24 protein-coding genes are annotated in these 25,918 nt (G+C 58.4%); 12 read left to right on the forward strand and 12 right to left on the reverse strand.

The features are described from left to right. Position 1 precedes the first annotated feature (1 nt). Together GOW56_RS17125 and GOW56_RS17130 are read right to left on the reverse strand one after the other, a co-directional pair. Positions 2-520, reverse strand: a complete 519-nt coding sequence (locus tag GOW56_RS17125) for a PaaI family thioesterase (RefSeq protein ID WP_152457427.1) — start codon at positions 518-520, stop codon at positions 2-4. Between the two features lies 1 nt (position 521). Beyond that, positions 522-941 carry a PaaI family thioesterase gene (locus GOW56_RS17130; RefSeq protein ID WP_171206628.1) on the reverse strand — a complete coding sequence of 140 codons (420 nt, stop codon included), beginning with the start codon at positions 939-941 and terminating at the stop codon, positions 522-524. Between the two features lie 115 nt (positions 942-1,056). Here GOW56_RS17130 and GOW56_RS17135 point away from each other — a divergent pair, with 115 nt between their 5' ends. The 8 genes from GOW56_RS17135 to GOW56_RS17170 all read left to right on the forward strand — a co-directional run bounded on the left by GOW56_RS17135 (position 1,057) and on the right by GOW56_RS17170 (position 8,789). Beyond that, complete coding sequence (locus GOW56_RS17135) at positions 1,057-1,425, forward strand: MerR family DNA-binding transcriptional regulator (RefSeq protein WP_152457425.1); 369 nt, start codon at positions 1,057-1,059, stop codon at positions 1,423-1,425. A gap of 268 nt (positions 1,426-1,693) precedes the next feature. Continuing rightward, a complete protein-coding gene (locus GOW56_RS17140; protein WP_152457424.1) occupies positions 1,694-2,095 on the forward strand; it encodes a MerR family DNA-binding transcriptional regulator in 402 nt (133 codons plus the stop codon). A 42-nt stretch (positions 2,096-2,137) separates the two neighbouring features. Next, entirely contained in the window at positions 2,138-3,919 is a 1,782-nt protein-coding gene (locus GOW56_RS17145) for an acyl-CoA dehydrogenase C-terminal domain-containing protein (protein ID WP_171170348.1), read from the forward strand. Positions 3,920-3,972: 53 nt separating this feature from the next. After that, positions 3,973-4,185, forward strand: coding sequence for a hypothetical protein (locus tag GOW56_RS17150; protein WP_152457422.1), 213 nt, complete (start codon positions 3,973-3,975; stop codon positions 4,183-4,185). Between the two features lie 60 nt (positions 4,186-4,245). Further along, positions 4,246-4,884 (forward strand): glutathione S-transferase family protein, encoded by a 639-nt coding sequence (locus tag GOW56_RS17155; protein WP_171206629.1) that lies wholly within the window; start codon positions 4,246-4,248, stop codon positions 4,882-4,884. Positions 4,885-4,895: 11 nt separating this feature from the next. Next, complete coding sequence (locus GOW56_RS17160) at positions 4,896-6,107, forward strand: acetyl-CoA C-acetyltransferase (RefSeq protein ID WP_171206630.1); 1,212 nt, start codon at positions 4,896-4,898, stop codon at positions 6,105-6,107. Continuing rightward, positions 6,107-6,595 carry a cupin domain-containing protein gene (locus GOW56_RS17165; RefSeq protein WP_152457419.1) on the forward strand — a complete coding sequence of 163 codons (489 nt, stop codon included), beginning with the start codon at positions 6,107-6,109 and terminating at the stop codon, positions 6,593-6,595. Before GOW56_RS17160 ends, GOW56_RS17165 begins: the two co-directional genes overlap by 1 nt. After that, positions 6,588-8,789, forward strand: coding sequence for a 3-hydroxyacyl-CoA dehydrogenase NAD-binding domain-containing protein (locus tag GOW56_RS17170; protein ID WP_171206631.1), 2,202 nt, complete (start codon positions 6,588-6,590; stop codon positions 8,787-8,789). The genes GOW56_RS17165 and GOW56_RS17170 overlap by 8 nt, the downstream gene beginning before the upstream one ends. 56 nt (positions 8,790-8,845) lie before the next feature. Here GOW56_RS17170 and GOW56_RS17175 read toward each other — a convergent pair whose 3' ends face one another. Together GOW56_RS17175 and GOW56_RS17180 are read right to left on the reverse strand one after the other, a co-directional pair. Beyond that, positions 8,846-9,619, reverse strand: coding sequence for a Hint domain-containing protein (locus GOW56_RS17175; RefSeq protein ID WP_367396931.1), 774 nt, complete (start codon positions 9,617-9,619; stop codon positions 8,846-8,848). Positions 9,620-9,901: 282 nt separating this feature from the next. After that, on the reverse strand, positions 9,902-10,837 hold the full coding sequence (locus GOW56_RS17180) for a DMT family transporter (protein ID WP_171206632.1): 936 nt from the start codon (positions 10,835-10,837) through the stop codon (positions 9,902-9,904). 147 nt (positions 10,838-10,984) lie between these two features. Between GOW56_RS17180 and GOW56_RS17185 the strand changes: the two genes are divergently transcribed. After that, positions 10,985-11,998, forward strand: coding sequence for a hypothetical protein (locus GOW56_RS17185; protein WP_171170335.1), 1,014 nt, complete (start codon positions 10,985-10,987; stop codon positions 11,996-11,998). Positions 11,999-12,004: 6 nt separating this feature from the next. Here the strand turns inward: GOW56_RS17185 and upp are convergent, their stop codons facing one another. The 7 genes from upp to GOW56_RS17220 form a co-directional block, all read right to left on the reverse strand. Beyond that, complete coding sequence (gene upp, locus GOW56_RS17190) at positions 12,005-12,637, reverse strand: uracil phosphoribosyltransferase (RefSeq protein ID WP_152457415.1); 633 nt, start codon at positions 12,635-12,637, stop codon at positions 12,005-12,007. Further along, positions 12,634-13,620, reverse strand: coding sequence for an adenosine deaminase (locus GOW56_RS17195; protein ID WP_171206633.1), 987 nt, complete (start codon positions 13,618-13,620; stop codon positions 12,634-12,636). Before GOW56_RS17195 ends, upp begins: the two co-directional genes overlap by 4 nt. Further along, positions 13,617-14,828 (reverse strand): phosphopentomutase, encoded by a 1,212-nt coding sequence (locus tag GOW56_RS17200; protein WP_171206634.1) that lies wholly within the window; start codon positions 14,826-14,828, stop codon positions 13,617-13,619. The genes GOW56_RS17195 and GOW56_RS17200 overlap by 4 nt, the downstream gene beginning before the upstream one ends. Continuing rightward, complete coding sequence (locus GOW56_RS17205) at positions 14,825-16,132, reverse strand: thymidine phosphorylase (RefSeq protein ID WP_171206643.1); 1,308 nt, start codon at positions 16,130-16,132, stop codon at positions 14,825-14,827. The genes GOW56_RS17200 and GOW56_RS17205 overlap by 4 nt, the downstream gene beginning before the upstream one ends. Before the next feature lie 4 nt (positions 16,133-16,136). Continuing rightward, positions 16,137-16,553: a cytidine deaminase gene (locus GOW56_RS17210; protein ID WP_171206635.1), complete on the reverse strand. Its 417-nt coding sequence runs from the start codon at positions 16,551-16,553 to the stop codon at positions 16,137-16,139. A gap of 68 nt (positions 16,554-16,621) precedes the next feature. Further along, entirely contained in the window at positions 16,622-17,725 is a 1,104-nt protein-coding gene (locus GOW56_RS17215) for a cupin domain-containing protein (RefSeq protein WP_171206636.1), read from the reverse strand. Then, positions 17,688-18,392, reverse strand: a complete 705-nt coding sequence (locus GOW56_RS17220) for a hypothetical protein (RefSeq protein ID WP_171119413.1) — start codon at positions 18,390-18,392, stop codon at positions 17,688-17,690. The genes GOW56_RS17215 and GOW56_RS17220 overlap by 38 nt, the downstream gene beginning before the upstream one ends. Positions 18,393-18,577: 185 nt before the next feature. On the opposite strand from GOW56_RS17220, the gene GOW56_RS17225 reads away from it, so the two are divergent. The 3 genes from GOW56_RS17225 (at position 18,578) to GOW56_RS17235 (ending at position 24,648) form a co-directional block, all read left to right on the forward strand. Next, positions 18,578-20,851 carry an NADP-dependent malic enzyme gene (locus GOW56_RS17225; RefSeq protein ID WP_171206637.1) on the forward strand — a complete coding sequence of 758 codons (2,274 nt, stop codon included), beginning with the start codon at positions 18,578-18,580 and terminating at the stop codon, positions 20,849-20,851. A 366-nt stretch (positions 20,852-21,217) separates the two neighbouring features. After that, on the forward strand, positions 21,218-23,107 hold the full coding sequence (gene prpE / locus GOW56_RS17230; RefSeq protein WP_171206638.1) for a propionate-CoA ligase PrpE: 1,890 nt from the start codon (positions 21,218-21,220) through the stop codon (positions 23,105-23,107). Between the two features lie 89 nt (positions 23,108-23,196). Next, a complete protein-coding gene (locus GOW56_RS17235) occupies positions 23,197-24,648 on the forward strand; it encodes an amidase family protein (protein WP_171206639.1) in 1,452 nt (483 codons plus the stop codon). A gap of 240 nt (positions 24,649-24,888) precedes the next feature. Here GOW56_RS17235 and GOW56_RS17240 read toward each other — a convergent pair whose 3' ends face one another. Continuing rightward, the gene (locus GOW56_RS17240) at positions 24,889-25,650 is read right to left on the reverse strand and encodes an NAD kinase (RefSeq protein WP_253283451.1); all 762 of its coding nucleotides are present in this window, start codon (positions 25,648-25,650) and stop codon (positions 24,889-24,891) included. Positions 25,651-25,918 lie beyond the last annotated feature (268 nt).

Here is a 25,918-nt window from a genome sequence, read left to right on the forward strand (position 1 = left end):
GTCAGCTCTTGTCTCTGGGAGGTTGCGGCATCAGAAAATGTCCGGAAGCCTGCGCAAACAGTTTCGCATGGTTATCCTGCCAGGCTTCGACCCGGACCGAGGCGTACCGCCGCCCGGATCTGCTGATGAAGGCCCGTGCATATGCGTCCCGTGGAAGGCCCGAGCGCAGATAGTCGACGGTAAAGTCGATGGTCTTGGGAAAGCGAATATTCGGGTCGGTCACAATGGCCTCTCCGTCGATCTCGCCACTTTCGATACGCGGGAACATATGTTCCCAACTAAGGGTGATGACAGCGGTCACTTCGAGGAATGCCGCGGTTACACCGCCGTGAATCGCAGGCAGGAACGGGTTGCCGATCAACTTGTCATCGAAGTTCAGAACGCCGGTCAGTTCATCCCCGCGCCGGTCGAAGCTGATATTGAGAAATCGGATGTAAGGTACACCGTCAACCAGCGCACGCAACGCTGCGTCGCGTCGCTGCTTGACCACCTGCATTGGTTCGGGACGAGGTCTTGCCATGTTATTTCCCCTCAACCGTAAAGGACCCCGAGGCCGTGGCCACCGGCAGGTCTTTGTCATGGTCCATAGCCGTGGCTCGTACAAACGCCACGTTCCGCGTGATGTGATAGCAGACGGCATGCGCTGTCACCGTCTGACCCGGTGTCGCTGCGCGCATGTAGTCAATGCGCAGATCGATCGTGGCTGTCCCGCCGGGGGCCGAGGGGTGGCTCATCACAGCAGCACCGCAGCATGTGTCCAGAATTGTGGAAATCGCCCCACCGTGAATCACCCATGTGCGCGGATCCCCGATCAGATCCTCATTGTAGGGCAACGTGATCTCTGCCTCGCCCTCACCGATCTGCGTGAGCTTGAGGTTCAATGCCCGCGCGTGGGGGATCGCCTCGATAAACTGGCGGGCTAAAACTGTCTTGTCGACCATAGGTTTGCGTCCTGTTCTCTGCCCGTCCTTTATGAGCCGCTGTTTCCGCAAAGGGCAAGCCCACCTGTTGCGCTCGGGATCGGGACCGCCTAGGTTGCTGACAAGGAGATCGGGAATGTCCAACAACCGTTTGTCATTCAAAGAGATGTGCGCCGAGTTCGACGTGACCCCGCGCACTCTGCGCTATTACGAATACATCGAACTTTTGCAACCGGACCGTGAAGGTCGGTCCCGGTTTTACGGCCCCCGCGAATGCGCGCGGATGAAGCTGATCATGCGCGGCCGCAAGTTCGGATTTCCCCTGGAAGAGATCCGCCAATGGCTTTTGATCTACGAAGATCAGGGCAATGAGGCGCAAATGGCCACCTTCGTCGAGATGGCGGATCGCCAGATGAACGAGCTTCAGCAGCAGCGCCAGCAACTGGACGAAGCCATGGACGAACTCAAGCGTCTGCGCGACCAGACGGCCAAGTCGTTGGGATAGCCGCCCCCCAATCCGAAAATTCGAATTGATCACCCTGAATCTGCGCAAACAGATGCGCGGTGTTTCCGCAATTGCGACAGCTTTGGCGGGAAATTCCGCATGACGCTACGGAAAGAAAATTGCGTCAGAGCGTGCTTACGTGACCGGATGTTACGTCAACTTTGAAATGACGCAGCGTCTGGATTACGTAAACGTCACTCTCGTGTTGTAAAGCGCGTACCAACTGCGCAACTCATATCTCATGACGCCAGTGACGAGAGTATGACGAATGACCGAAGATGTGATGACCATCCGTGAGATGTGCGAGACCTATGATGTCACGCCACGCACCTTGCGGTTCTATGAGGCCAAGGAACTTCTGTTCCCGATCCGTGAAGGCCAGAAACGTCTGTTCACCAAGCGTGATCGGGCGCGGCTCAAACTGATCCTGCGCGGCAAACGATTTGGGTTCAGCCTGGAAGAAATTCGACAACTGCTGGATTTGTACCATGTAGGCGACCAGCAGGTCACGCAGATGACCCGGACCTATGAAATCGCGTGCGAGCGTCTGGAGGACATGGAAGCGCGCCGCGAAGAGCTGACTCAGGCCATCGACGATCTGAAAGAGCAGTTGCGCTGGGGCGAGAAAGTCATCGCCTCGATGAAACAGGAAAAGAAGGCAGCCGAGTAACCTCGACCTGTCATCCGGACATATGAATTAAGGGAGCTTCACATGCCCGTTTACAACGCGCCAACCAAAGACATGCAGTTCATCCTGCACGACGTGCTGAATGTCTCAAAGTCGGACATACCCGGCTATAACGAACTGGAAGCCGAGTTTACCGGCGCGGTTCTGGAAGAAGCCGGCAAGGTTGCCACAAATGTTCTGCATCCGCTGAACGTTGTCGGCGACACCGAAGGATGCCGGTTGGAAAACGGTATTGTGTACACCCCGACCGGGTTCAAGGAAGCCTTCGAGCAGATGAAGGAAGGCGGCTGGACTGGCCTCGACATGCCGGAAGAGTATGGCGGCCAAAACATGCCCTATGTGTTGGGCACTGCTGTGGGTGAGATGTTCTCGGGCTCAAACCAGGCTTTCACCATGTACCAGGGCCTGACGCACGGCGCGGCCTCGGCGATTCTGGCGCACGGAACGGACGAGCAGAAGAACAAGTACCTGCCCAAAATGGTCAGCTGTGAATGGACCGGTACCATGAACCTGACCGAACCGCATTGCGGCACCGATCTGGGCCTGATGCGCACCAAAGCGGAACCGCAGGGCGACGGCAGCTATAAAATCTCGGGCCAGAAGATCTTTATCTCGGCTGGCGATCACGACATGGCCGACAACATCATCCACCTGGTGCTGGCCAAAATCCCCGGCGGACCCGAAGGCATCAAGGGCGTTTCGCTGTTCATCGTGCCCAAGTTCATCGTGAACGAGGACGGTTCGCTGGGCGAACGCAACGGCGTCTCGGTCGGCAAGATCGAAGAAAAGATGGGCATCCACGGCAACTCGACCTGCGTCATGAACTATGACGAGGCCACCGGCTGGCTGCTGGGCGAAGAGCACAAAGGTATGCGTGCGATGTTCACCATGATGAACGAAGCGCGTCTGGGTGTGGGCATGCAAGGCCTGTCGCAGGCCGAAGCGGCGTATCAGAACGCTCTGGAATACGCCAAAGACCGGCTGCAGGGCCGCGATGTAACCGGTGTAAAGAACCCCGATGGCCCGGCTGATCCGCTGATCGTTCACCCTGACATCCGTCGCAATCTGATGGATCAGAAAAGCTTCACCGAAGGCGCACGCGCGTTCATCCTTTGGGGCGCGACCATGATCGATAAAGCCCACCGATCGGGTGACAAAGACGCGGACGGGCTGATCTCGCTTCTGACCCCGGTCATCAAGGGCTTCCTGACGGATGAAGGTTACGACATGACCGTTCAGGCGCAGCAGGTCTATGGTGGGCACGGCTACATCGAAGAATGGGGCATGTCGCAATACACCCGCGATGCCCGGATCGCCATGATCTATGAAGGCGCCAACGGCGTTCAGGCGTTGGACCTTGTTGGCCGCAAACTGGCGCAGGATGGCGGTAAGCACGTCATGGCCTTCTTCGATATGGTCAAAACCTTCTGCAAGGAAAACGCAGGCCAGAACGAGGCTTATGACAAAGCCTTCATCGAACCGCTGAAGGCTGCGTCCAAGGATTTGCAGGCGGCTGGTATGTATTTCATGCAGGAAGGCATGAAAAATCCGAACAACGCGCTGTCCGGTTCCTACGATTTCATGCACATGTTCGGTCATGTCTGCCTGGGCCTGATGTGGGCGCGTATGGCCAAGGCCGCACAAGAAGCGCTGGACAGTGGCACGTCGGACAAAGAGTTCTACGAGACCAAGATCAACACCGGCCGCTTCTACATGGCCCGCCGTCTGCCGGCCACGGCGTTGCATCTGTCGCGCATTCAAACCGGCGCGGATACCGTCATGGCGCTGGAAGCTGCAAACTTCTGATCTTTCTCCGGTTCCGGGGTCCCGCCCCGGAGCCGGTTTTCGGAGGAGATACAATGCCAAAACGATTTCGCCTGACCCGCCGATTCCCGGTCGCCATGACCGAGGACGGCTATCGAAAGCTCAGGGCTTTTGCCCGTGAGGCAGGATTAGATGAAGGCGAAGCGCTGTCTTTTCTGTTCGAAAATTTCAACAGCGTCATTGATGAAGACAACCTTACCCATCGATTGCGTCTTTTCAATTCCGAGTTGGAGGCGCGCAAGCGCTAGGCACCAAAACCGCCAAGCTAGGGTAAAAGACGCACAAAACGCCACGGGAGGGGCGATTGCATGACCATTAAACTGCACTGCTTCGGAGAAAGCGGCAATTCCTACAAGGCCGCTCTGGCGTTGGAAATGTCTGGCCTCGATTGGGAACCGGTCTTTGTCGATTTCTTCAACGGCGTCACCCGAAGCCCCGAGTTCCGTTCGGAAATCAACGTGATGGGCGAAGCGCCCCTCATGGTCGATGGTGATTTCCAAACCTCCCAATCCGGTGCCATTCAGGCCTATGTGACTGAAAAATCAGGAAAGTTCGGCGGCAAAAATCGGGAAGATAACTATGACATCCTGCGCTGGGTGCTGTGGGACAATCACAAGCTCAGCTCGATGGCGGGCCTGACCCGGTTCCTGATCAACTTTCTGCCCGAACAGCATCGCAACCCGGATGTGATCGCCTTCAACCAGGGCCGCCTGAAGGCCGCCTATCAGGTGCTGAACGCGCATCTGGAAGGCCGCGACTGGATCGTCGGCGACGGCGTGACCAACGCCGATCTCAGCTGCTGCGGCTATCTGTATTACCCTGAACCATTCGGCTTTGACCGCGCCGACTGGCCCCATATCGACGCCTGGCTGACTCGCCTGTCCGAACAGCCCGGCTGGAAACACCCATATGACCTGATGCCCGGCAACCCGTCGGATCGAGCTTGAGGAGAAGACCCATGACCGAAGCTTATATTTATGACGCTCTGCGCACCCCGCGCGGCAAGGGCCGCAAGGATGGCAGCCTGCACGAGGTAACCTCGGTGCGCCTGTCCGCCCTGACCCTGAACGCGATGAAAGAACGCAACAACCTCGAAGGCCACGCCGTCGAAGACGTGATCTGGGGCAACGTCACGCAGGTGATGGAACAAGGCGGCTGTCTGGCGCGCTCGGCTGTTCTGGCCTCGAACCTGGACCAGTCGATCCCCGGCCTGGCGATCAACCGCTTCTGCGCGAGCGGGATGGAAGCCGTGAACCTGGCCGCAAACCAGGTCAAGGGCGGCGCGGGCGACGCTTACATCGCAGGTGGCGTTGAGATGATGGGCCGTGTTCCCATGGGCAGCGACGGGGCGGCGATTGCTGTTGACCCCTCTCTGGCGATGGAGACCTACTTTGTGCCGCAGGGCATCTCGGCCGACATCATTGCCACGGAATACGGGTTCAGCCGCGATGACGCGGACGCTCTGGCAGTTGAATCCCAAAAGCGCGCGGCGGAAGCCTGGGCGGAAAACCGGTTCGAAAAGTCGATCATCACGGTCAAAGACCAGAACGGCCTGCCCATTCTGGACCGCGACGAGTACATGCGGCCGGGCACCGACATGCAAAGCCTTGGCGCGTTGAACCCGTCCTTCCAGATGATGGGCGAGCAGATGCCCGGTTTCGACAAGGTGGCGATGCTGAAATACCCACATCTTGAGCGGATCAATCACATCCATCATGCGGGCAACAGCTCGGGCATCGTGGATGGGGCTGCGGCCGTGCTGATCGGCAACAAGGAATTTGGTGAAAAATACGGCCTGAAACCCCGCGCCCGCATCAAGGCCACCGCCAAGATCGGTACCGACCCGACCATCATGCTGACCGGCCCGGTTCCTGTGACCGAGAAGATCCTGGCCGACAACGGCATGAAGATCAGCGATCTGGACCTGTTCGAAGTCAACGAAGCCTTTGCTTCGGTCGTGCTGCGGTTCCAGCAGGCCTTTGACGTCGATCCGGCGCTGGTCAACGTCAACGGCGGATCGATCGCGATGGGTCACCCGCTGGGCGCAACCGGTGCGATCATCATCGGCACCTTGCTGGATGAACTGGAGCGTCAGGACAAGGAAACCGGTCTGGCCACGCTTTGCATTGCGTCCGGCATGGGTGCGGCAACGATTATCGAGCGGGTCTGATGCCCAAGCTGGATCTCTCTCAGATCCCGTTCAAGGGGGGCTCGTCCTATCCGGGCAAGCTGGCCGAGGCGACCGCTGGTCGTTTCGTGCAGCGCGTCGGGGATGCGGGCGGGCTGACCCAGTACGGGGTCAACATCGTGCGGCTGGAGCCTCAGGGCCTCTCGTCGCTGCGCCACTACCATATGGAGCAGGACGAGTTTGCCATCATGCTCAGCGGCAAATGCGTGCTGATCGATGACGATGGTGAGCATGAGATGCTGCCCGGTGACTGCGCCGCTTGGCCCGCTGGTGAGGCCAATGGCCACCACCTTGTGAACAAGACCGATGCGCCCGCGACCTTTCTGGTGGTGGGCACACGGACCCCGACCGAGACCGGCTATTACAGCGACATAGACATGATGGTGAAGGATGATGAAAACGGATTCTCTTTCACCCGGAAAGACGGCAGCCCGCTGACGGCTGACCAGATTGGAGATGACAATGACTGATTTCACTCTGACCAAAGACGCGGACGGCGTCGCCTTTGTGACCTGGGACGCCCAGGGAAAATCCATGAACGTGCTGACCCGCGAGGCTTTTCAAGAAGTCAGCCAACTGATTGATCAGGCCCTGAGCGACGACGAGATCAAAGGTATTGTCATTACCTCGGGCAAGGAAGGCTCGTTTGCCGGCGGAATGGACCTGAACACATTGGCCACTATCCGTCAGGAAGCCGGGGACGAACCTGCGCAGGCGTTGTTTGATTTCGTCATGGGCGGGCATCACATCCTGCGCAAGCTGGAATTGGCGGGCATGGACCCCAAAACCAAGAAAGGTGGCAAGCCCATCGCCTGCGCGATCAACGGAACCTGCGCCGGGATCGGGACCGAGATCGCACTGGCCTGCCATCACCGCGTCATGACAAGCAATCCAAAGTCCAAGATCGGGCTGCCCGAAATCCTGCTGGGCATCTTCCCCGGCGGCGGCGGCACCATCCGTTACAGCCGCATGGTGGGCGCCATGGCGGCGGCCCCGGTGCTGCTTGAAGGCAAGATGATGGACCCGGCCAAGGCCAAGGGCGCGCAGTTGATCGACGCAGTTGCCGACGATCCGGTCGCTGCGGCCAAAGAATGGGTTCTGAATGCCAAGGACGCCGACCTGGTGAAACCGTGGGACGCGAAGGGCTACAAGATGCCCGGTGGTGCGCCCTACCACCCTGCCGGTTTCATGACCTTCGTGGGCGCGAGCGCCATGGTTCATGGGAAAACGCAAGGCGCCTTCCCTGCGGCCAAAGCCCTTCTGAGCGCGATCTATGAAGGCGCGCTGGTCGACTTTGACACCGCTTTGAAAATTGAAGCCCGCTGGTTCACCAACGTGCTGATGAACCCGTCCTCGTCGGCGATGATCCGGTCACTGTTCCTCAACAAGGAAGCGCTTGAAAAAGGCGCGGTCCGTCCGAAAGGTGTTCCCGATCAGCGTGTCAAGAAGATCGGCGTTCTGGGCGCTGGCATGATGGGGGCCGGTATCGCGCTGGTTTCTGCCCAAGCTGGTATGGAAGTCGTTCTGGTCGACCGCGATCAGGAGGCGGCCGACAAAGGCAAAGCTTATACCGAAACCTATCTGGACAAGGGTATCAAGCGCGGCAAGGTCACGGCCGAAAAGAAAGAGGCCATGCTGGCCCGCATCACGGCGACACCGGATCTGAACCATCTGAAAGGGTGTGACTTGATCATCGAAGCCGTGTTTGAAGACATGGGCGTAAAGGCCGAGATGACCAAAAAGGTCGAAGCGATCATCCCCGAGGACTGCATCTTTGCCTCGAACACCTCGACCCTGCCGATCACCGATCTGGCCAAGGCAAGCGTGCGTCCCGACCAATTCATCGGCATCCACTTCTTCTCACCGGTCGAGAAGATGTTGCTGGTCGAGATCATCAAGGGCAAGGAAACCGGTGATCGCGCCGTTGCCAAGGCGCTCGACTACGTGCGCCAGATCCGCAAGACGCCGATCGTGGTCAACGATGCGCGCTTCTTCTACGCCAATCGCTGCATCATTCCGTACATCAACGAAGGCGCACGGATGATCACCGAAGGCGTGAGCCCCGTGCTGATCGACAACGCCGCACGTCAGTTGGGCTTTCCGGTTGGTCCGATCCAGCTGACCGATGAAACCTCGATTGATCTGGGGGCCAAGATCGCCCGTGCGACCAAGGCCGCCATGGGCAATGCCTATCCGGAAAGCCCCTCGGACGATCTGATCTTCTGGATGGAAGAACAGGGCCGTCTGGGCCGCAAGGCAAACGCCGGCTTCTTCGACTATGACGAAAAAGGCAAGCGCGTCGAATACTGGAAGGGTCTTCAGGATAAGTATCCGCTTGCCAAAGACCAGCCCGACCTGATCGAGGTACAGGAGCGCCTGATGTTCGCTCAGGTTCTGGAAGCGGTTCGGGCGCTGGAAGAAGGTGTGCTGGAAGACATTCGTGAAGGCGACGTGGGCGCCATTCTGGGCTGGGGCTTTGCGCCGTGGTCCGGTGGTCCGCTCAGCTGGCTCGACATCATCGGCACGCCCTACGCAGCCGAAAGATGTGATCAGCTGGCCGAGAAATATGGCGAACGCTTTGCCTGCCCGCCACTGGTGCGTGAGATGGCAGAAAAGGGTCAAACCTTCTACGGGCGTTTCAACCCCGAAGCAAAGGCTGCCTGAATCAGTGACGCAGGCGCGTGAGATCACGCGCCTGCATCGTTTTTGTCAGTGTTTGGTTAGATCTGCCATTCGGGCCGCAGAAACAGCACCGGCGCGTTTGGACGCCCCGGTCGACCCGGCCGCCTGACCCCAGAGGGCGGACGGATCGGAAATATCGGTTCCTGCGGAATGGGTGCAGGCAGGGCACCCAATGGGTTGGCAAGGGCTGACATATCTCCCCTGCTTGCAATCAGGTTGACCAGCTTTGTGCCGGTCTCTTCATCGGCGACATCGTAACCAGCCCCGCTGACCCTGCCGCGCATGTTGAACAGGCCGGAAGGGCAGTAAGCTTGCAGGCCGCCCTCGACAAAAATCACCTGATCTTCGTCGAAAAACAGGGAACGGACCTCAAACGACGATCCCGGTGCCTGCGACATAAACCGACCCACGCCATTCAGCAGTCTTGCGGATACGACGGAACATCCGCTGACATCGGCATCAATCTGCGACAGGTTCAGAGCAATGCCCTGTTCGGGCATCAGCCAAACGGGGCGCCCGTTATACGCGGCGCGTGCCGGTACGAAAACCGGCAAATACTCGGAACGGCGCTCTTCGGCAGGAATGACCACGACGCTGGTCGAGATGCGGCGCACCTCTTTGAACCCGTGATCCAGAGTTCGGACCAGATCGCCGACTGCAATGCGCTCAACCGGTTTCCACCCGCTTGTTGTCGCAACCTTCGTGCCGTTCAAAAAACCACCACGGCGCGCGTTCACCGCGTGGTTCAAACCGGATGGATCAGTATCGGACGACTGATCAAGATAAACAGAAATACTCGTAACTTCAGACACGTGCCTAACCCCCTTTGGCACAAACTCACTATGCAAAACAGCTAACATCAAAAACCGGGGCTGTCTTATTTCGGACATATTTATGCCCAATTTGGGCCGTCTCAGCGCGCTCCCAGGGCGATTTGGTAAACACTCACAAGGCTTGAACAGGCTTTTGTGCAATTTTCGAAACGGTCAGCACGCATGGAACTTACGAATCCATCTGCACCTGATCCGTTGAAATGAACCTGCTTATTGAGGTTTCAGCGTGCAAAATCCGTTGGCAATGCGCTGTTGTATGTGTCAGGCAAGTTCCTGCTGGGTGGATGACCGCCTGGCCCGCCAGCCCAGCAAAACCCCTGCCGTCGCGATCAGGACAATCCCGGACACCTGCATCAAATCGAGGGTCTGACCCAGTGCGACGAATGCAAAGAGCGGCCCGAAAATCATCACCGAATACTCGAACACGGCCACGTAAGAGGTCTCGCCTACCTGATAGGCTTTGATGAGCATGAAGACCGCAATCGTCGACCCGACGGCCTGAACAACAATCCATGGCAACGCGGGCCCCACTTCCCAGACCCAACCCCGTGTAACAAAGCCATCCGGCCCGTCCAGCGTGGCAACGGGTGCAACCGTGAACAAGGCGGCGCCCACGGCCCCTGACAGCCCAAGGGTAATGACCATGGCTGCCAGCATCGCAACCGTGCTTTCACGCGCGCAATATGTCCGCGTCATGATCGAACTCAAGGCATAGAAAAAACCTGCGGCAATTGGAAAAACCGAACGCATGTCAAATTCGACCGGGTTGGGTTGCAAAACCAGAAGGGTGCCCGAAAAACCGACCAGCACAGCCAGAATGCGCCACGGCCCGATCTTTTGCCCAAGCGCAAAGGACGAAATCAGCAGCACGAAAATCGGCGAGGTGAACAACCCTGCCAGGGCTTGCGCAATCGGCATCATCGACAGCGACGCAAAATAGAAAAACATGGCCGTCGTAATCAGAAGACTGCGTAAGATGACCGCCCCCCACCGTTGCGGCCTCAGCCCGCCCAGCCCCAAAAGGGACAGCCCGACAATCAGCGGCAGCATCAGCAATGCCCGCATGAAATGGAATTGCCACAGCCCGACCGTCTCGGCCAGCAGGATCACAACATTGTCGATCACGCCGATAATTGCCATTGCTGCTACCATAAGGGCTGAAGCCAGCACCGGAGAGGTGGTCGTGTCTGCCTGCATGTTCGCGCCCTTGTTGCGATCAAAGATCGGCGATCTTTTTCCTGACGGGTATCCAGCACAAATCGGAATACCTGCGCAACAGGTTTGCGCACGGCGTTTTCACCATGCTAAGCTGCGGCAAAACAATTTCGAGCAGACCCCAACCAGATGACGGCCCTGAAACAGTACCAGCGGATCGAAGCCACCGGTCTGTGGCGCCCTTCGCCCGATGAACAGCGGCGCGAAGTCGTGGTATCGATTGGCGAGGCGACCCTAACCATTTCCGATTTCAATGACAGGGCTTTGACGCATTGGTCTTTGGCGGCGCTTGAACGGCAGAACCCCGGTGCCTTTCCGGCTGTTTTTAGCCCCGACGGTGATCCGGATGAGACACTGGAACTGGGAGAATCCGAAACCACGATGCTTGAAGCGATCGATCGGCTGCAACGTGCCATCGAACGCTCGCGCCCCCATCCCGGCCGTTTGCGCTGGATGAGCGTCGGAGGCGTTGTGGCTGCGGTTCTGGCCGTATTGTTGTTTTGGCTGCCCGGTGCGTTGCAAAACCATGTTGTCTCGGTCGTGCCCGAAATCAAACGGCAGGAAATCGGAGACACAATCCTGCGTCGGATCGAACGCGTCTCGGGACCGGCCTGTTCTTCCGTGGATGCGCAGGCTTCACTAGATCGCTTGGCCAGTCGTACGGGCGTACGACAGATCGTTATTCTGCCCGCCGGCGTTCAGGACAGCCTCAGCTTGCCGGGTGGCACCGTTCTGTTGAACCGGGCGCTGGTTGAAGATCACGAAGACCCTGCTGTCGCAGCAGGCTATGTTGTTGCAGAGCGCGCGCGGACGGCGCTCAACGACCCGCTGGATGATCTGCTGGACAGAACCGGGGCGGCCTCGGCCTTTCGGCTGTTGACGACCGGGGAACTGACACCTGAGATCATCGACACCTATACCGAACAGGTCCTCTCGCAGCCCCGACCTTCCCTTCCGGACGAAGACTTGCTGGCGATGTTCTCGCAAAGCGCCCTGCCTTCCACCCCTTACGCCTATGCTCAGGATATTACCGGAGAGTCAGTATTGGGCCTGATCGAGGCTGATCCCATGGCCGGCCGGACACTGGAACAGGTGTTGCCGGACCGTGATTGGGTCCGGCTGCAAAACATATGCGGTGAATAAGCCGGTTTACTTGGTTCCAAACATCCGGTCGCCCGCATCGCCCAGACCCGGCATGATATAGCCTTTCGAGTTCAGCTCGCGGTCCAGTGCAGCGGTGACGATGTGCACATCCGGGTGCGCCTCTTTCATACGCGCCACACCTTCCGGCGCGGCCAACAGGCACAGAAAGCGGATATCCGTCGCCCCCGCCTCTTTCAGCAGGTCAATCGCCGCAGCCGAGCTGTTGCCGGTGGCCAGCATCGGATCCACCGCGATAACCAAACGGTCTTTCAGGCTCTCGGGTGCCTTGAAGTAATACTGCACGGGCTTAAGCGTTTCTTCGTCGCGATACAGACCGACAAAGCCGACACGCGCAGAAGGAACAAGCTCCAGCACCCCGTCCAGCATCCCGTTTCCAGCACGCAGGATCGACACCAGCGCCATTTTCTTGCCCGCCAGAATGGGTGCATCCATTTCTTCCATCGGTGTTTCGATATGGCGCGTGGTCAACGGAATTTCGCGCGTGACCTCATAGGCCAGCAGCAGCGTTATTTCGCGCAGCAACTGCCGGAACACGGCGGTCGAGGTGCCCTTGTCCCGCATGAGCGTCAGTTTGTGTTGCACCAGAGGGTGATCGACGATGGTCAGATGTTCGCTCATGTTTTCTCCAGTCTTTTCTTGACCCGTGCACGGGTAGCGTCATCGCAAAAGGCCGCTTCCAAGGCGGTTTCGTTCAGGGCCGCAAAATCTTCGGCCTCCCAGCCGAAAGCTGCGTTCAGCATTCCATATTCCCGCCGCATGGTCGTGTGAAAAAATGGCGGGTCATCCGTTGAGACGGTGACCTTCACGCCCGCATCACGCAAGGCCGCGATTGGATGTGTCGCAAAATCCGGGAAAAGCCCCAGAACCACATTCGATCCCGGACAGACCTCCAGAGTGATGTCCCGGTCGACCAGTTCGCGAACAAGGTCCGGATCCTCAATGGCGCGAACACCGTGCCCGATGCGCTCGACCCCCAGATCACGGACGGCATCGCGCACGCTTTCCGGACCTCCGAACTCACCGGCATGTGTCGTCAGCCGCAGGCCGGCCTCGCGCGCGCAATCGAACGCCCATTTGAAATCGCCCTGAGTGCCAACGGATTCATTGCCACCCATGCCAAAACCGGTGATCCAGTCGCCCGCAGTCTCTGCCGCGCAATAGGCGCTTCGCTTGGCTTGATCGGGGCCGAAATGGCGCACACAGGTAATGACGCCGCGCAGGGTGATGTCAAACTTGCGCTCGGCCTCGTCCGCCGCGTCCTGAATGGCGTTCAGATAGTCCCGCCAGGCGTGCAGGTCGCCGCCGCCACAAAAATCGGGGCTCAGAAAAGTCTCAGAATAGACGACACCGTTTTCGGCGCTTTCTTCGAGAATGGCCAATGTCAGCCGCCGAAAGTCTTCGGGCGTCTTCAGGACTTCGCAAGCAGCTTCATACACATTCAGGAAATGCGCGAAATCGCGGAAATCATAGGATCCGTCCGGCTTGAAGATACCGCTCAGGTCCACCCGTTTTTCATGCGCAAGCTGACGTATGAATGCCGGTGGCGCGGCGCCTTCGTGATGCAGGTGCAGTTCTATTTTCGGCAGATCGGCGACGCTCATAGAAAGTTCCTTCCCGGCCCTTGCGCCGGAATGTTCAGGTGATGGGCGATGCTGGCGGCAATATCGGCAAAGTCCACCTGGCCGATCTGCCCCGTGCCCGACCCGGAAATCAGAACCGGCACTTGTTCACGTGTGTGATCCGTCCCGGTCCAGCTGGGATCATTGCCATGATCGGCGGTCAACACCAACAAGTCGCCGGGGCGCAGCCTGGCCAGAAACTTGCCGATCTCGTGATCGAACCATTCCAATGCTCGGGCATAACCGCTGATATCGCGGCGGTGGCCGTAAAGACTGTCGAATTCAACAAAGTTGGCAAAAGTCAGGCTGCCCTGTTCGGCGTCATCCACCAGATCTGAAAGGTGCCGCATGAGTTCAGCGTCTGACCCTTTGCGCAGCGTGTCGATACCCTGCATGGAAAAGATGTCGCCGATCTTGCCCACCGCGTGCACCTTCCGCCCGGCATCCTGCGCCCAATTGGTCAGAACCGGTGCCGGCGGCAGAATGGCGAAATCCTTGCGGTTGGTTGTTCGTTCGAATCCCGCCTCTGGCGAACCGACAAAGGGGCGCGCAATGACACGGCCCACTTTCATCTCGTGCAAGCGCGGTGCAAGGGCGCGGCACATGTCCAGCAAACGGTCCAGTCCGAAACTCTCCTCATGGGCTGCAATCTGAAACACACTGTCAGCTGAGGTGTAGCAGATCGGCCAGCCGGTTCGCATATGCTCGGCACCCAGTTCGGCGATGATCTCCGTGCCCGAGGCATGGCAATCGCCAAGGATGCCTTCGGTCCCGGCGGCCTGGGCCGCTGCGCGGCTCAGGTCCGCAGGAAAAACCGGAACCGTATCCGGGAAATAGTGCCAATCCCACGGCACCGGCCGACCTGCCAGTTCCCAGTGGCCCGAGGGCGTGTCTTTGCCGGGCGAATGCTCGCGCGCGCAGCCCCACAGCCCATTGGGTTTCGCGTTCAATCCGGGGATTGCGTCCCCAGACGCCAACCGCGCAGCCGCACCCAAACCCAGCGCGTCGAGGTTCGGCAGGTTCAAGGGGCCCGAGCGCCCGTCTTCGGCCCGCCCTTCGGCACAGGCCTGCGCGATATGGGCCAGCGTATTTGCCCCGCTATCCGGAACGTCGCCATTGAAAAAACGATCGGCATCAGGCGCACCGCCTATTCCAACGGAGTCCATGACGACGAGAAATGCACGGCTCATACGCTGATCCTTTCGTGGATCAGATCCGGAAGCGTCGGAGCCCTATCCCTGATCTCAATCGCGCTCAGCACGGTTTCTGCGGCTCTGCGCGCGGCATCTTCCCGAGCAGCATGGATCACTGCAATCGGCGCTCCCTTTGACACGCGATCCCCAAGCCGAAGAATACTGGATATCCCGACGGCGGGGTCGATCTCATCACTTTCGACCTGACGGCCACCGCCCAGCGCAACCACGGCAAGACCCAGAGCTTCTCCGTCAACGGCCGAGATGAAGCCGTCCTGCGGGGCCGGAACCTCTTGGATGACATTCGCCTCAGGCAGGAACCGGGCCCAGGTATCGACAAACTGAACCGGGCCACCGACCGCTGCCATCATGCGCCCGAACCGTTCGGCAGCGCGGCCGTCACGGATGATTTCAAAGATCTTCTCACGCCCTTCCTCAACCGTTCCGCACATTCCTGCATCGGTCAGCAGGACACCCCCCAGCTCGGCGGAAATGTCTGCCAAAGGCGAAGCATTCGACGTGGTCAGCACTTTCATCACTTCCGCGATTTCCAAGGCATTGCCCAACGCCGGGGCCAATGGTTGGTTCATATCCGTGATCACCGCCGACGTGCGGCATCCTGCTGCGTTTGCGGTCTGGGTCAATGCGGTGGCCAATTTGCGGGCATCTTCCATCGTTTTCATGAAAGCACCGCTGCCGGTTTTGACATCCAGAACCAGCGCGTCCGGGCTGGCGGCCAGCTTTTTGGACAGGATCGACGCTGTGATCAGATCCAAGCTCTCGACCGTCGCGGTCACATCCCGCACCGCATAAAGGCGCTTGTCTGCCGGCGCGATCTGGCCGGTCGCCCCGACGATGGCCGCGCCGGTATCGCGTAAAATCTGCGCAAGACGGTCCTGCCCAATCTGAGTGCTGACCCCCGGTATCGCCTCTAACTTGTCCAGCGTTCCGCCGGTATGCCCAAGACCCCTGCCCGAGATCATTGGGACATACGCCCCACATTCCGCCAACGCCGGAGCAAGAACCAAACTGACGCTGTCCCCAACCCCTCCGGTCGAGTGCTTGTCGATCACCGGCCCGTCCACGTCCCAGGTCAGAACGTCACCGCTGTCGCGCATCGCGATCGTCAAATCCGCACGCCCCTGAGGGCCCAATCCGCCCATGCAGACAGCCATGGCGAATGCCCCGGCCTGCGCATCGCTGACGCTTCCATCCGCAAGCCCCTGCGCAAACCAGGTCAGCTCCTCGCGCCCAGGCACCTCCTGCCTGCGCAGTTTTGCTATGATCGAGCGGGCATCCATGCGTTCAGACATCCTCCATATGTGACGCGTCGAAGGCGCCCGGCAACAAATCCCCAATGGTTGTCTCGAATTCAGCGCCGTCCACGGTTGCCAGAGTAACCTTCACGTCGCGCTTGCCAAACTCGGCCAGTTTCTGGCGACACCCACCGCAAGGCGGCACAGGCTGAGGGCTGGAGGCGACCACATAGACCTCGGTCAGTTCCTGCTCCCCTGCGGCGACCATCGCGGCGATTGCGCCGGCCTCGGCACAAGTGCCTTCGGGATAGGCCACGTTTTCAACGTTGCACCCGGAAAAGATCTGACCCGTCGAAGCCCGAAGCGCTGCACCAACCTTGAAATTCGAGTAAGGCGCATAGGCGTTTTCGCGGACTGACAAGGCGGCGTCTTTGAGCGACATGGCGATTCCCCGTTTTTTGATCATCTGGTCAGAAATTTGGATCGTTAAGCAAAATGGCCGAGGAATTGAAGCCCCCAGCCAGTATTTTTCAGTCAGCCCAGTGTTGTCGTGAACGTACCGGGCAAGGTGACTTCCAGCAACTCGATGTTGTCCGAGGGCGAGGACAAGCGCGTGCGCATCCCGGGCGGGATGACAAAGGCGTCACCTTGCTCCAGCCGGTAGGGCTCGCGCCCCTCGCCTTCCAGCGTGACCGCCCCGTTCATCACGAAGGTAAAGTGAATGTCCGTATCGTGACTGGCCCATTCGGTATCGCCCTGCCCCTTGCGGACGACCTGGACGCCAGCGACCCCTTTGGTGTTCTCGGTAATCGTCGTATCGCGGCAGATGTAACCTGGAAGACGGAATGGCACCCATTCAGCGCCCTTGGCCTGGTTGAAGACAAAGCGTTGTCCCTGCCATTCACGGTCCGGGCGAAAATGCGGCGTGGGAAGCTGCATGTCATGGTCGATTTCCGTGACATGTTCCGCTGGCACACCTATCTCGATGACCTGAACATTGTCTGACGCCTCGAGCACGCGATGACGAATTTCCGGCGGCTGGATAAAGCAATCCCCTGCGGTCAGGCGCATTTTTTCTCCCTGATCCTCGTAAACGACATCCACCCAGCCATGAATGCAGAATATCAGCTGGAACCCAACCTTGTGAAAATGCACCATATCGGGCACCGGACCCCCGTCCGGGATGCGGATATGGCTGGCGATGATCGATCCGCCCAGACGATCCGGCACCAGATCGCGATAGTGCATCCCCGCCCGACCGATGATCCATGGCGCCTGATCCTTGAGCCTGCGCACCAAGAAGGAATGAACCGTTTCAGGCATCACCAGCGGCGGGTTACGCTCTTCGATTTCGATCCGGGTCCCATTCGGCGCGACAAGAACGCGTTGGCCATCTGCAAAGCTTTCCGGGTCATCTGTCAGGATGCGCAATGTTCCCGGACCTTCGGGCGCGTCTTTTTCAATCCGCAGCCGCAGACCGTGCCCTGAAAACACTGCGACGCGCGGATCGTCCGCGGGATAGATCATGTCCATCTGCATCCCCAACATCTTGGTATAAAAGGGGATGTCGTTTCGAATTTCCTGGGTAGGCAAACGAAATTCAGCTTGGGTCCGGGAAGGCTCGGATGTCTTTGTCATGAGATGTCTCGTCAGAACTCGATTTTGACCATCCGATCAGAACAGAGGCCAAAATGCCAATCGAAAAGAACATCTCGAGCGTTTCTTCCATCACGAAAAGCCGCGCCTTCATAACTGACGACAAAGCTTCGCCGTGCAGCCCGGTGAATTCTTCAAGAAGCTGAGCGATGACGGCAAGACAGCCGGCCGCAATGAACACGATCATAAAAGGCGCGCGCCGCTTGACAGCACGCCATCCCGTCGGGATCCCATGCCACATGACACCGCCCAGGACAACGCAGGCCAGCAAGACCCTGACCAGAGTGACGTCCAGCACCGAATCCAGCCCGTCAAGGATCATGAACGGCAAGCTGCCTTCAGGATAAACGCCTGCTTCCAGCTCTCGCTCGGCCAACAACAGTAATGTCAGCCCGATATACAGCCGGGTGACACCCGGATATCGCCACAAAGCGGCCACACCCGCTGCAAACAAACACGCCGCGGAAATTGTTTCAAACAACCCGCCTTCCTGATTGAAAACCAGTGCCTGTTCTGGCCAGATGCCAACAGCACCAAGAAGCACAACACCTGACAGCACCGCAAACGAAAGGGTTAGCCGCACAACTCCGGTATCCGCCACAGAACCGGAGAACAGGCCATCGACCTGATCATTTGCCTTGAAAGTCATTACTGCTTCGTCTTGCCTGAGTGTTTGTTCGTTTCGCAAAGTTGCCTAGATGTAAAAAAAATATGTCAAAATTCAACCCATTTCGGGTGTGCAACTGCGCCACGTCGGCAAAATTACGCAACGTAGCCAAGCTTGGACGAATAGTTTAATGTTAAATCAAATTCTAAGAGGGAACTGAAACTTCAATGTCTGACACCCCCAGCCTGCGACAGGCCGCGCTTGACTATCACGCCCATCCGAAACCCGGAAAACTTGAGATCAAGGCCACGAAACCGATGGCCAACGGTCGCGATCTGGCGCGCGCCTATTCGCCCGGCGTGGCCGAGGCCAGCCTTGAAATCAAAGCCGACGCCGCAAACGCGGAAAAGTACACGGCGCGCGGCAACCTTGTCGCCGTGGTATCCAACGGCACCGCGGTTCTTGGTCTGGGCAATATCGGGGCGCTGGCCTCGAAACCAGTGATGGAGGGCAAAGCCGTCCTGTTCAAGAAATTCGCTGGCATTGACTGTTTTGATATCGAAGTAGACCAGCCTGATCCGGAAAAGCTGGCGGATATCGTCTGCGCACTGGAACCGACATTCGGGGCCATCAACCTGGAAGACATCAAGGCACCGGATTGTTTCATTGTCGAAAAGCTGTGCCGCGAGCGTATGAACATTCCCGTTTTTCACGACGATCAGCACGGAACCGCCATTGTCGTCGGGGCCGCGGCCAAGAACGCTTTGCATGTGGCGGGGAAATCCTTTGCGGACATCAAAGTCGTATCAACCGGCGGCGGGGCTGCTGGGATTGCCTGTTTGAACATGCTGGTGAAACTGGGTGTGAAACAGGAAAACATCTGGCTGTGCGATATTCACGGGCTCGTCTACGAGGGGCGCGCCGAGGATATGAACCCGCACAAGTCGCAGTTTGCGCAGAAAACGGAATTGCGGACTCTGGAAGATGTCATCGGCGATGCGGATCTGTTTCTGGGCCTTAGTGGCCCGAATGTCCTGAAGCCTGAAATGGTTCAGAAAATGGCCGATCGTCCGATCATCTTCGCACTGGCCAACCCAACGCCAGAAATCCTGCCTCAGGCCGCGCGTGAGGTTGCACCTGACGCGATCATCGCCACGGGGCGTAGCGATTTTCCCAATCAGGTCAACAACGTATTGTGCTTTCCGTTTATCTTCCGGGGTGCGCTGGATGTGGGCGCGACCGAGATCAATGACGCGATGCAGATCGCCTGCGTTGACGGCATTGCGGAAATGGCCCGCGCGACGACAAGCGCCGAGGCGGCAGCCGCCTACAAAGGCGAGCAACTGACCTTTGGGCCGGATTACCTGATTCCGAAACCTTTTGATCCGCGTTTGGTGGGTGTCGTCTCATCTTCCGTTGCCAAGGCAGCCATGGAAAGCGGCGTCGCAAAGCGCCCCATCAAGGATCTTGAGGCCTACAAGGAAAAACTCAACCAGTCGGTTTTCAAATCAGCGCTTTTGATGCGCCCCGTATTCGAGGCCGCGGCCGTCGCATCCCGTCGCATCGTATTTGCCGAAGGCGAAGATGAAAGGGTGCTGCGGGCTGCACAAGCCATTCTTGAGGAAACGACGGAAACACCGATCCTGATCGGACGCCCCGAAGTCATCGAATCCCGATGCGAAAAACTGGGCCTGACCATCCGCCCGGGCACAGACTGCCAGATCGTGAACCCGGAAAACGATCCGCGTTATTACGATTACTGGAGCTCGTATCATCAGATCATGCAGCGCCGAGGTGTGACCCCGGATCTGGCCAAGGCGATCATGCGCACAAATACAACCGCCATCGGCGCGATCATGGTGCATCGGGGCGAGGCCGACAGTCTGATCTGTGGCACGTTCGGCGAATATCGCTGGCATCTGAACTATGTTGAACAGGTGCTTGACGATGGCAACCTGCGTCCGCACGGCGCGTTGTCGCTGATGATTTTGGAAGACGGCCCCCTGTTCATAGCCGATACGCATGTCCGGCAATTGCCGACGCCCGAAGAACTGGCGGAATCCACCATTGGCGCCGCGCGGCATGTTCGCCGATTTGGGATCGAACCCAAGATCGCATTCTGTTCGCAATCACAATTCGGCAATCAGGCGGAAGGATCTGGAAAACGCCTGCGCGCAGCATTGGACATCCTGGACCAGAAACCGCGCGACTTTGTCTATGAAGGCGAAATGAACCTGGATGCGGCCCTTGATGCGGATCTTCGGGCGCGGATTTTTCCGGGATCTCGCCTACAGGGCGCAGCAAATGTGCTGATCTTTGCCCATGCGGATGCGGCCAGCGGCGTGCGCAATATCCTGAAAATGAAAGCGGACGGGATCGAAGTTGGCCCCATTCTGATGGGGATGGGCAACAAGGCGCACATCGTCACCCCATCCATTACCGCGCGCGGATTGCTGAACATGGCTGCCATCGCGGGGACCCCGGTGGCGCATTACGGGTAAGCCGGCCGCCCGACGCCCAAAACCGCATCCCCCACGGGGGTGCGGTTAACACAATTCTCACCTTTTGACTGCTATATGCCGCTGCATCTCCGTGGAAGCCGTGGGGTACGCGGAAGAATGGCGAATTGGCCTTGCGCCGAGTCGTCTTGCACGTGATCTTTTGCACGGTCGAATTTGCAAGTTTGCAAAATGTCCTCTTTGGCGCAGAAAATCAAAAGCTGGAAAAGAAGTTTGCAAAAATTTGCAAGCTGTTGCGCGTATTACTGCAAATATTTTGCGATAAACTGACGCGTCGTCATTTGACTCGCTTGCCCGATAGTTTTCTGGGTCCTAACACAAAGACCAAGTCGTTGTGAGGAGGACGAGATGGCGTATCAGGACGTTTATGACAGTTGGAAGAAAGACCCCGAGGCGTTCTGGATGAGCGCCGCCAAGGGGATCGATTGGGTCAAAGAACCCAGCAAAGCTCTGTTCGACGACAACGCGCCTTTGTATGAATGGTTCAGCGACGCACAGGTCAATACCTGCTGGAACGCCGTGGACCGCCACGTGGAAAACGGGCGCGGCGAGCAGACCGCCATCATCTATGACAGCCCGATCACTCATACCAAACGCGAGATTTCATATGTCGAGCTGCGCAACCGCGTGGCCAATCTGGCCGGCGCGCTGCGGGCGAAAGGCATCGAGAAAGGTGACCGCGTCATCATCTACATGCCGATGATCCCCGAGGCGCTTGAGGCGATGCTGGCCTGCGCTCGTCTCGGTGCTGTGCATTCCGTTGTGTTCGGAGGATTTGCAAGCAACGAACTGGCGGTCCGCATCGACGACGCCAAACCCAAAGCCGTCATTGCGGCGTCCTGCGGTTTGGAACCTGGCCGGGTTGTGCACTACAAGCCGCTTCTGGACGGTGCCATCGAACTTGCCGAGCACAAGCCGGATTTCTGCGTCATCTTTCAGCGCGAACAGGAAGTTGCGCAACTGATCGAAGGGCGCGACTACAACTGGCACGGGTTCCAGTACGGTGTCGAACCGGCGGAATGTGTTCCCGTCGACGGCAACGATCCGGCGTATATCCTGTACACTTCGGGCACCACGGGGTCGCCCAAAGGCGTCGTGCGCCCCACTGCCGGGCATCTGGTGGCACTGAACTGGACCATGAAGAACATCTATGACGTTGATCCCGGTGATGTATTCTGGGCGGCATCCGATGTGGGTTGGGTCGTTGGACATTCCTATATCTGCTATGCACCCCTGATCCACGGCAACACGACGATTGTGTTCGAAGGCAAACCGGTCGGCACCCCTGATGCGGGAACCTTCTGGCGCGTGATCTCTGAACATAAGGTGAAAAGCTTCTTCACCGCCCCTACGGCGATCCGTGCCGTGAAACGAGAAGACCCCAAAGGCGAATTGATCGCCAAGTATGATCTGTCTCATCTGCGGGCACTGTATCTTGCGGGGGAACGGGCTGACCCCGACACCATCATCTGGGCGCAGGATGCGCTGAAGGTTCCGGTGATCGACCATTGGTGGCAGACCGAAACCGGATGGGCCATCGCCGGAAATCCGCTGGGCATCGAAGAGCTTCCGATCAAGCTGGGTTCGCCCGCGAAACCGATGCCCGGCTATGACGTGCAAATTCTCGACGAAGGCGGCCACCCGATGAAAGCCGGCGAACTGGGGGCCATCGCGGTCAAACTGCCTTTGCCTCCGGGCACCCTGCCGACCTTGTGGAACGCCGAGGAGCGGTTCAGGAAATCCTATCTTGAACATTTCCCCGGGTATTATGAAACCGGCGATGCCGGTATGATCGACGAGGACGGATATCTTTACATCATGGCCCGCACCGATGATGTCATCAACGTCGCGGGCCACCGTCTGTCGACCGGGGGGATGGAAGAAGTGCTTGCCGCTCACCCGGATGTGGCCGAATGCGCGGTGATCGGTGTATCGGATCAGCTAAAGGGTCAGATGCCCGTTGGGTTCCTGTGCCTGAATGCCGGCGCTGATCGGGATCATGGCGACGTGGTTCAGGAGGTCGTCAAGATGGTGCGGGAAAAGATCGGCCCGGTGGCGGCCTTCAAACTGGCCGTCGTCGTCGATAGGTTGCCCAAGACACGTTCGGGTAAAATCCTGCGGGGTACGATGGTGTCGATTGCAGACGGTCAGGATTACAAAATGCCTGCAACGATCGATGATCCAGCCATTCTTGACGAGATCAAAGAGGCCTTGCAGACAATCGGTTACGCCAAGTAACCCGAGGGGCGGCATTAGCCGCCCATTTTTTGTCTTCTCTTGCAACCGGAAGCAGCCCCTCTACTGTCACGTTAAGACAGTGAGGACCCATGACACAAACCGATATCTGGCGTCTCAGCGCCACAGACCTGACCACCCTGACAAGACGCGGCGACCTGAGTGCGACCGAGGCGGTTCGGGCCTCGATCGAGCGAATGGATGAGGTCAACCCGGATTTGAATGCGGTTGTGGAAGACCTGCGCGAGCAAGCGTTGGAACGTGCCGAAGCGCTGGACAATGCGCGGGCTGGCGGCAAACCGACGGGTCCGCTGCATGGCGTGCCGGTCACGATCAAGGTGAACGTTGACCAAAAAGGCCACGCCACAACCAACGGTGTCGTCGCATTGAAGGATGTGATTGCACCGGATGACGCCCCGGTTGTGAGCAATCTGCTAATGGCCGGGGCTGTTGTTGTCGGGCGGACCAACACGCCCGAGTTCTCTTTCCGCGCCGACACGGACAATCCGCTGTATGGCCGTACGCACAACCCCTGGGGGCGGCATATCTCGCCCGGCGGCTCTTCCGGTGGGGCTGGCGCTGCGGTCATGGCCGGAATCGGCGCGCTGGCCCACGGCAACGATATCGGCGGCAGCCTGCGCTTTCCCGCGGCGGCCAACGGAGCCGTGACGGTGAAACCCGGGCTGGGGCGTGTCCCGGCATGGAACCCAAGCCAGAAGGTCGAACGCGGTTTGCTGGCGCAGTCGATGTCAGTTCAGGGCCTGATTACCCGGTCGGCCGCTGACCTGCATCTGTCCATGCCCAGCCTGATCACCGCCGACGCGCGTGACCCGTTTCACGTGCCGATGCCCTGGCGTGGTCCTGATCCCGACGCGCCCGTCAAGGTAGCCTTCACCAAGAACACATTCGGCTATGCCTTGCACCCCGAGGTCGAGAAAGCGCTAGACACGGCACGGGACGCACTGACCGATGCGGGCTATATGGTGCAAGAGATTGACCCGCCTGACGTTTTTGAATGCGGTCGAATCGGTTATCGTACGCTGATGGGCGAAGTGCTGACGCTTATGAAATCAGATATCGAAGCCGCTGGTTCGAAAACGATTCAGAATATCTTTGCGGTGTATTTTCAGGAATTCCCGCCAATTGTCGAAACCGAGATGGTTCGGATGCTGGCCAAACGAAGCCACTATGCGCGGGAATGGTCCCTGTTTTTGCAGGATTACCCTTTGGTGCTGTCGCCTTTCCTGCCACAACCGTTCTTCAAACCTGACCGGGACACCGAAGGCGCCGATGGAGTGCATGAGGTTCTGGGGTGCGCCGTTTATTCCTATGCGATGAACTTTCTGGGCCTGCCTGCGGCATGTGTCCCGGCCCGGCTGGCTGAATTGCCTAAGGGCCCACAGCCGATCAGTGTTCAGATTGCGGCACAGCGTTGGCGCGAAGATCTGGCGGTGGATGCGGCCGCGGCAATCGAGGCACGCGTGGGGCAAATGTGCCTGCCGCTTTGGGAAAAATCAGAGTTGCTGGGCGGCTGCAAAAAATAGACCCCGGGACATTGTACCCGGGGCCCGACTGCTAAAATAAGCCCGGATTTCTGATGACGAGCGTAGCACCACCCACCCTCGCCAGCGCAAAATCTGCGCAATCATTCGAATACGCCGTTCAGGTGGCCACTCACTCCCACCTTGGCGTGTTCTCCGGGCAATTTCACATTAGCCAATTGCCAATAGATTCCCTGTGAACTGCTTCACACAGTTTCAAAAAATCCTCACAGAGACGCAATTTTATGTGAATTGCTCGGAAATCAGTCGTTCTTCCAAACCGTGCCCGGGGTCGAAAAGAATGCGATGTGAAATCGTAGGCTCGGACCGGATTTCGACCCAGTCAATGTCTGGGAAAGCTACGGAATCAGCGGCAACGATAACGGGTCGCTTGTCCGCATCCAGCACATCGAACCGTACCTTCGCGATTTTTGGCAGCAAGGCACCACGCCATCGGCGGGGGCGGAATGCGGCGATTGGGGTCAACGCGAGAACGTCCGAGCCAATCGGCAGAATAGGCCCGTGTGCCGAGTAATTATACGCCGTGGACCCCGCTGCTGTGGACAGCAGCGCTCCATCGCATACAAGTTCATCCATTCGCTCGCGGCCATCAACGCTGATCTTCAGCCGCGCGGCCTGCGGGCCTGCCCGCAACAATGACACTTCGTTGATCGCCAACGCCTCGTGCAGCTTTCCGGACTGATCCATCGCCCGCATCGCCAGCGGATTGATGACCTCTTCCTCGGCATCCTCCAGGCGGGCCATCAGGTCGTCTTCGTGATACGCGTTCATCAGAAACCCGATTGTGCCACGGTTCATCCCGTATACCGGTGTATCAAGATGCTGCATGTTGTGCAGGGTATGCAACATGAAGCCATCACCCCCAAGAGCAACCACAACATCTGCATCGCGGGGCGCCACATTACCGTGTTTGGACACCAGAGCATCCCGGGCCGTTTGCGCCACTTTGACCTCACTGGCAAGAAAGGCGATTCTTTTTTTCATGTTTTCCGGTTTCCGGTGCTGCACATTTGGTTCCGAAACAAACATACCTTTCCCCGATAGGCCAGTCTTGACGCCGCAGCGGGCCAAATCGTCGCTTTAAGCCTTTTGCGAATGTGGCGTTTCCGATAGGAAATCCGCAAGATTTTTACCCAGCCATGTGGAGCGCCCATGAACGCCAATCTTCGTGATACCGGATTTTTCACCCAGTCCCTTTCTGATCGTGATCCCGAGCTTTTTGGCTCGATCACGTCGGAACTGGGTCGTCAGC

It is taken from the genome of Ruegeria sp. HKCCA0235A, from assembly GCF_013033235.1.
Classification (GTDB): domain Bacteria; phylum Pseudomonadota; class Alphaproteobacteria; order Rhodobacterales; family Rhodobacteraceae; genus Ruegeria.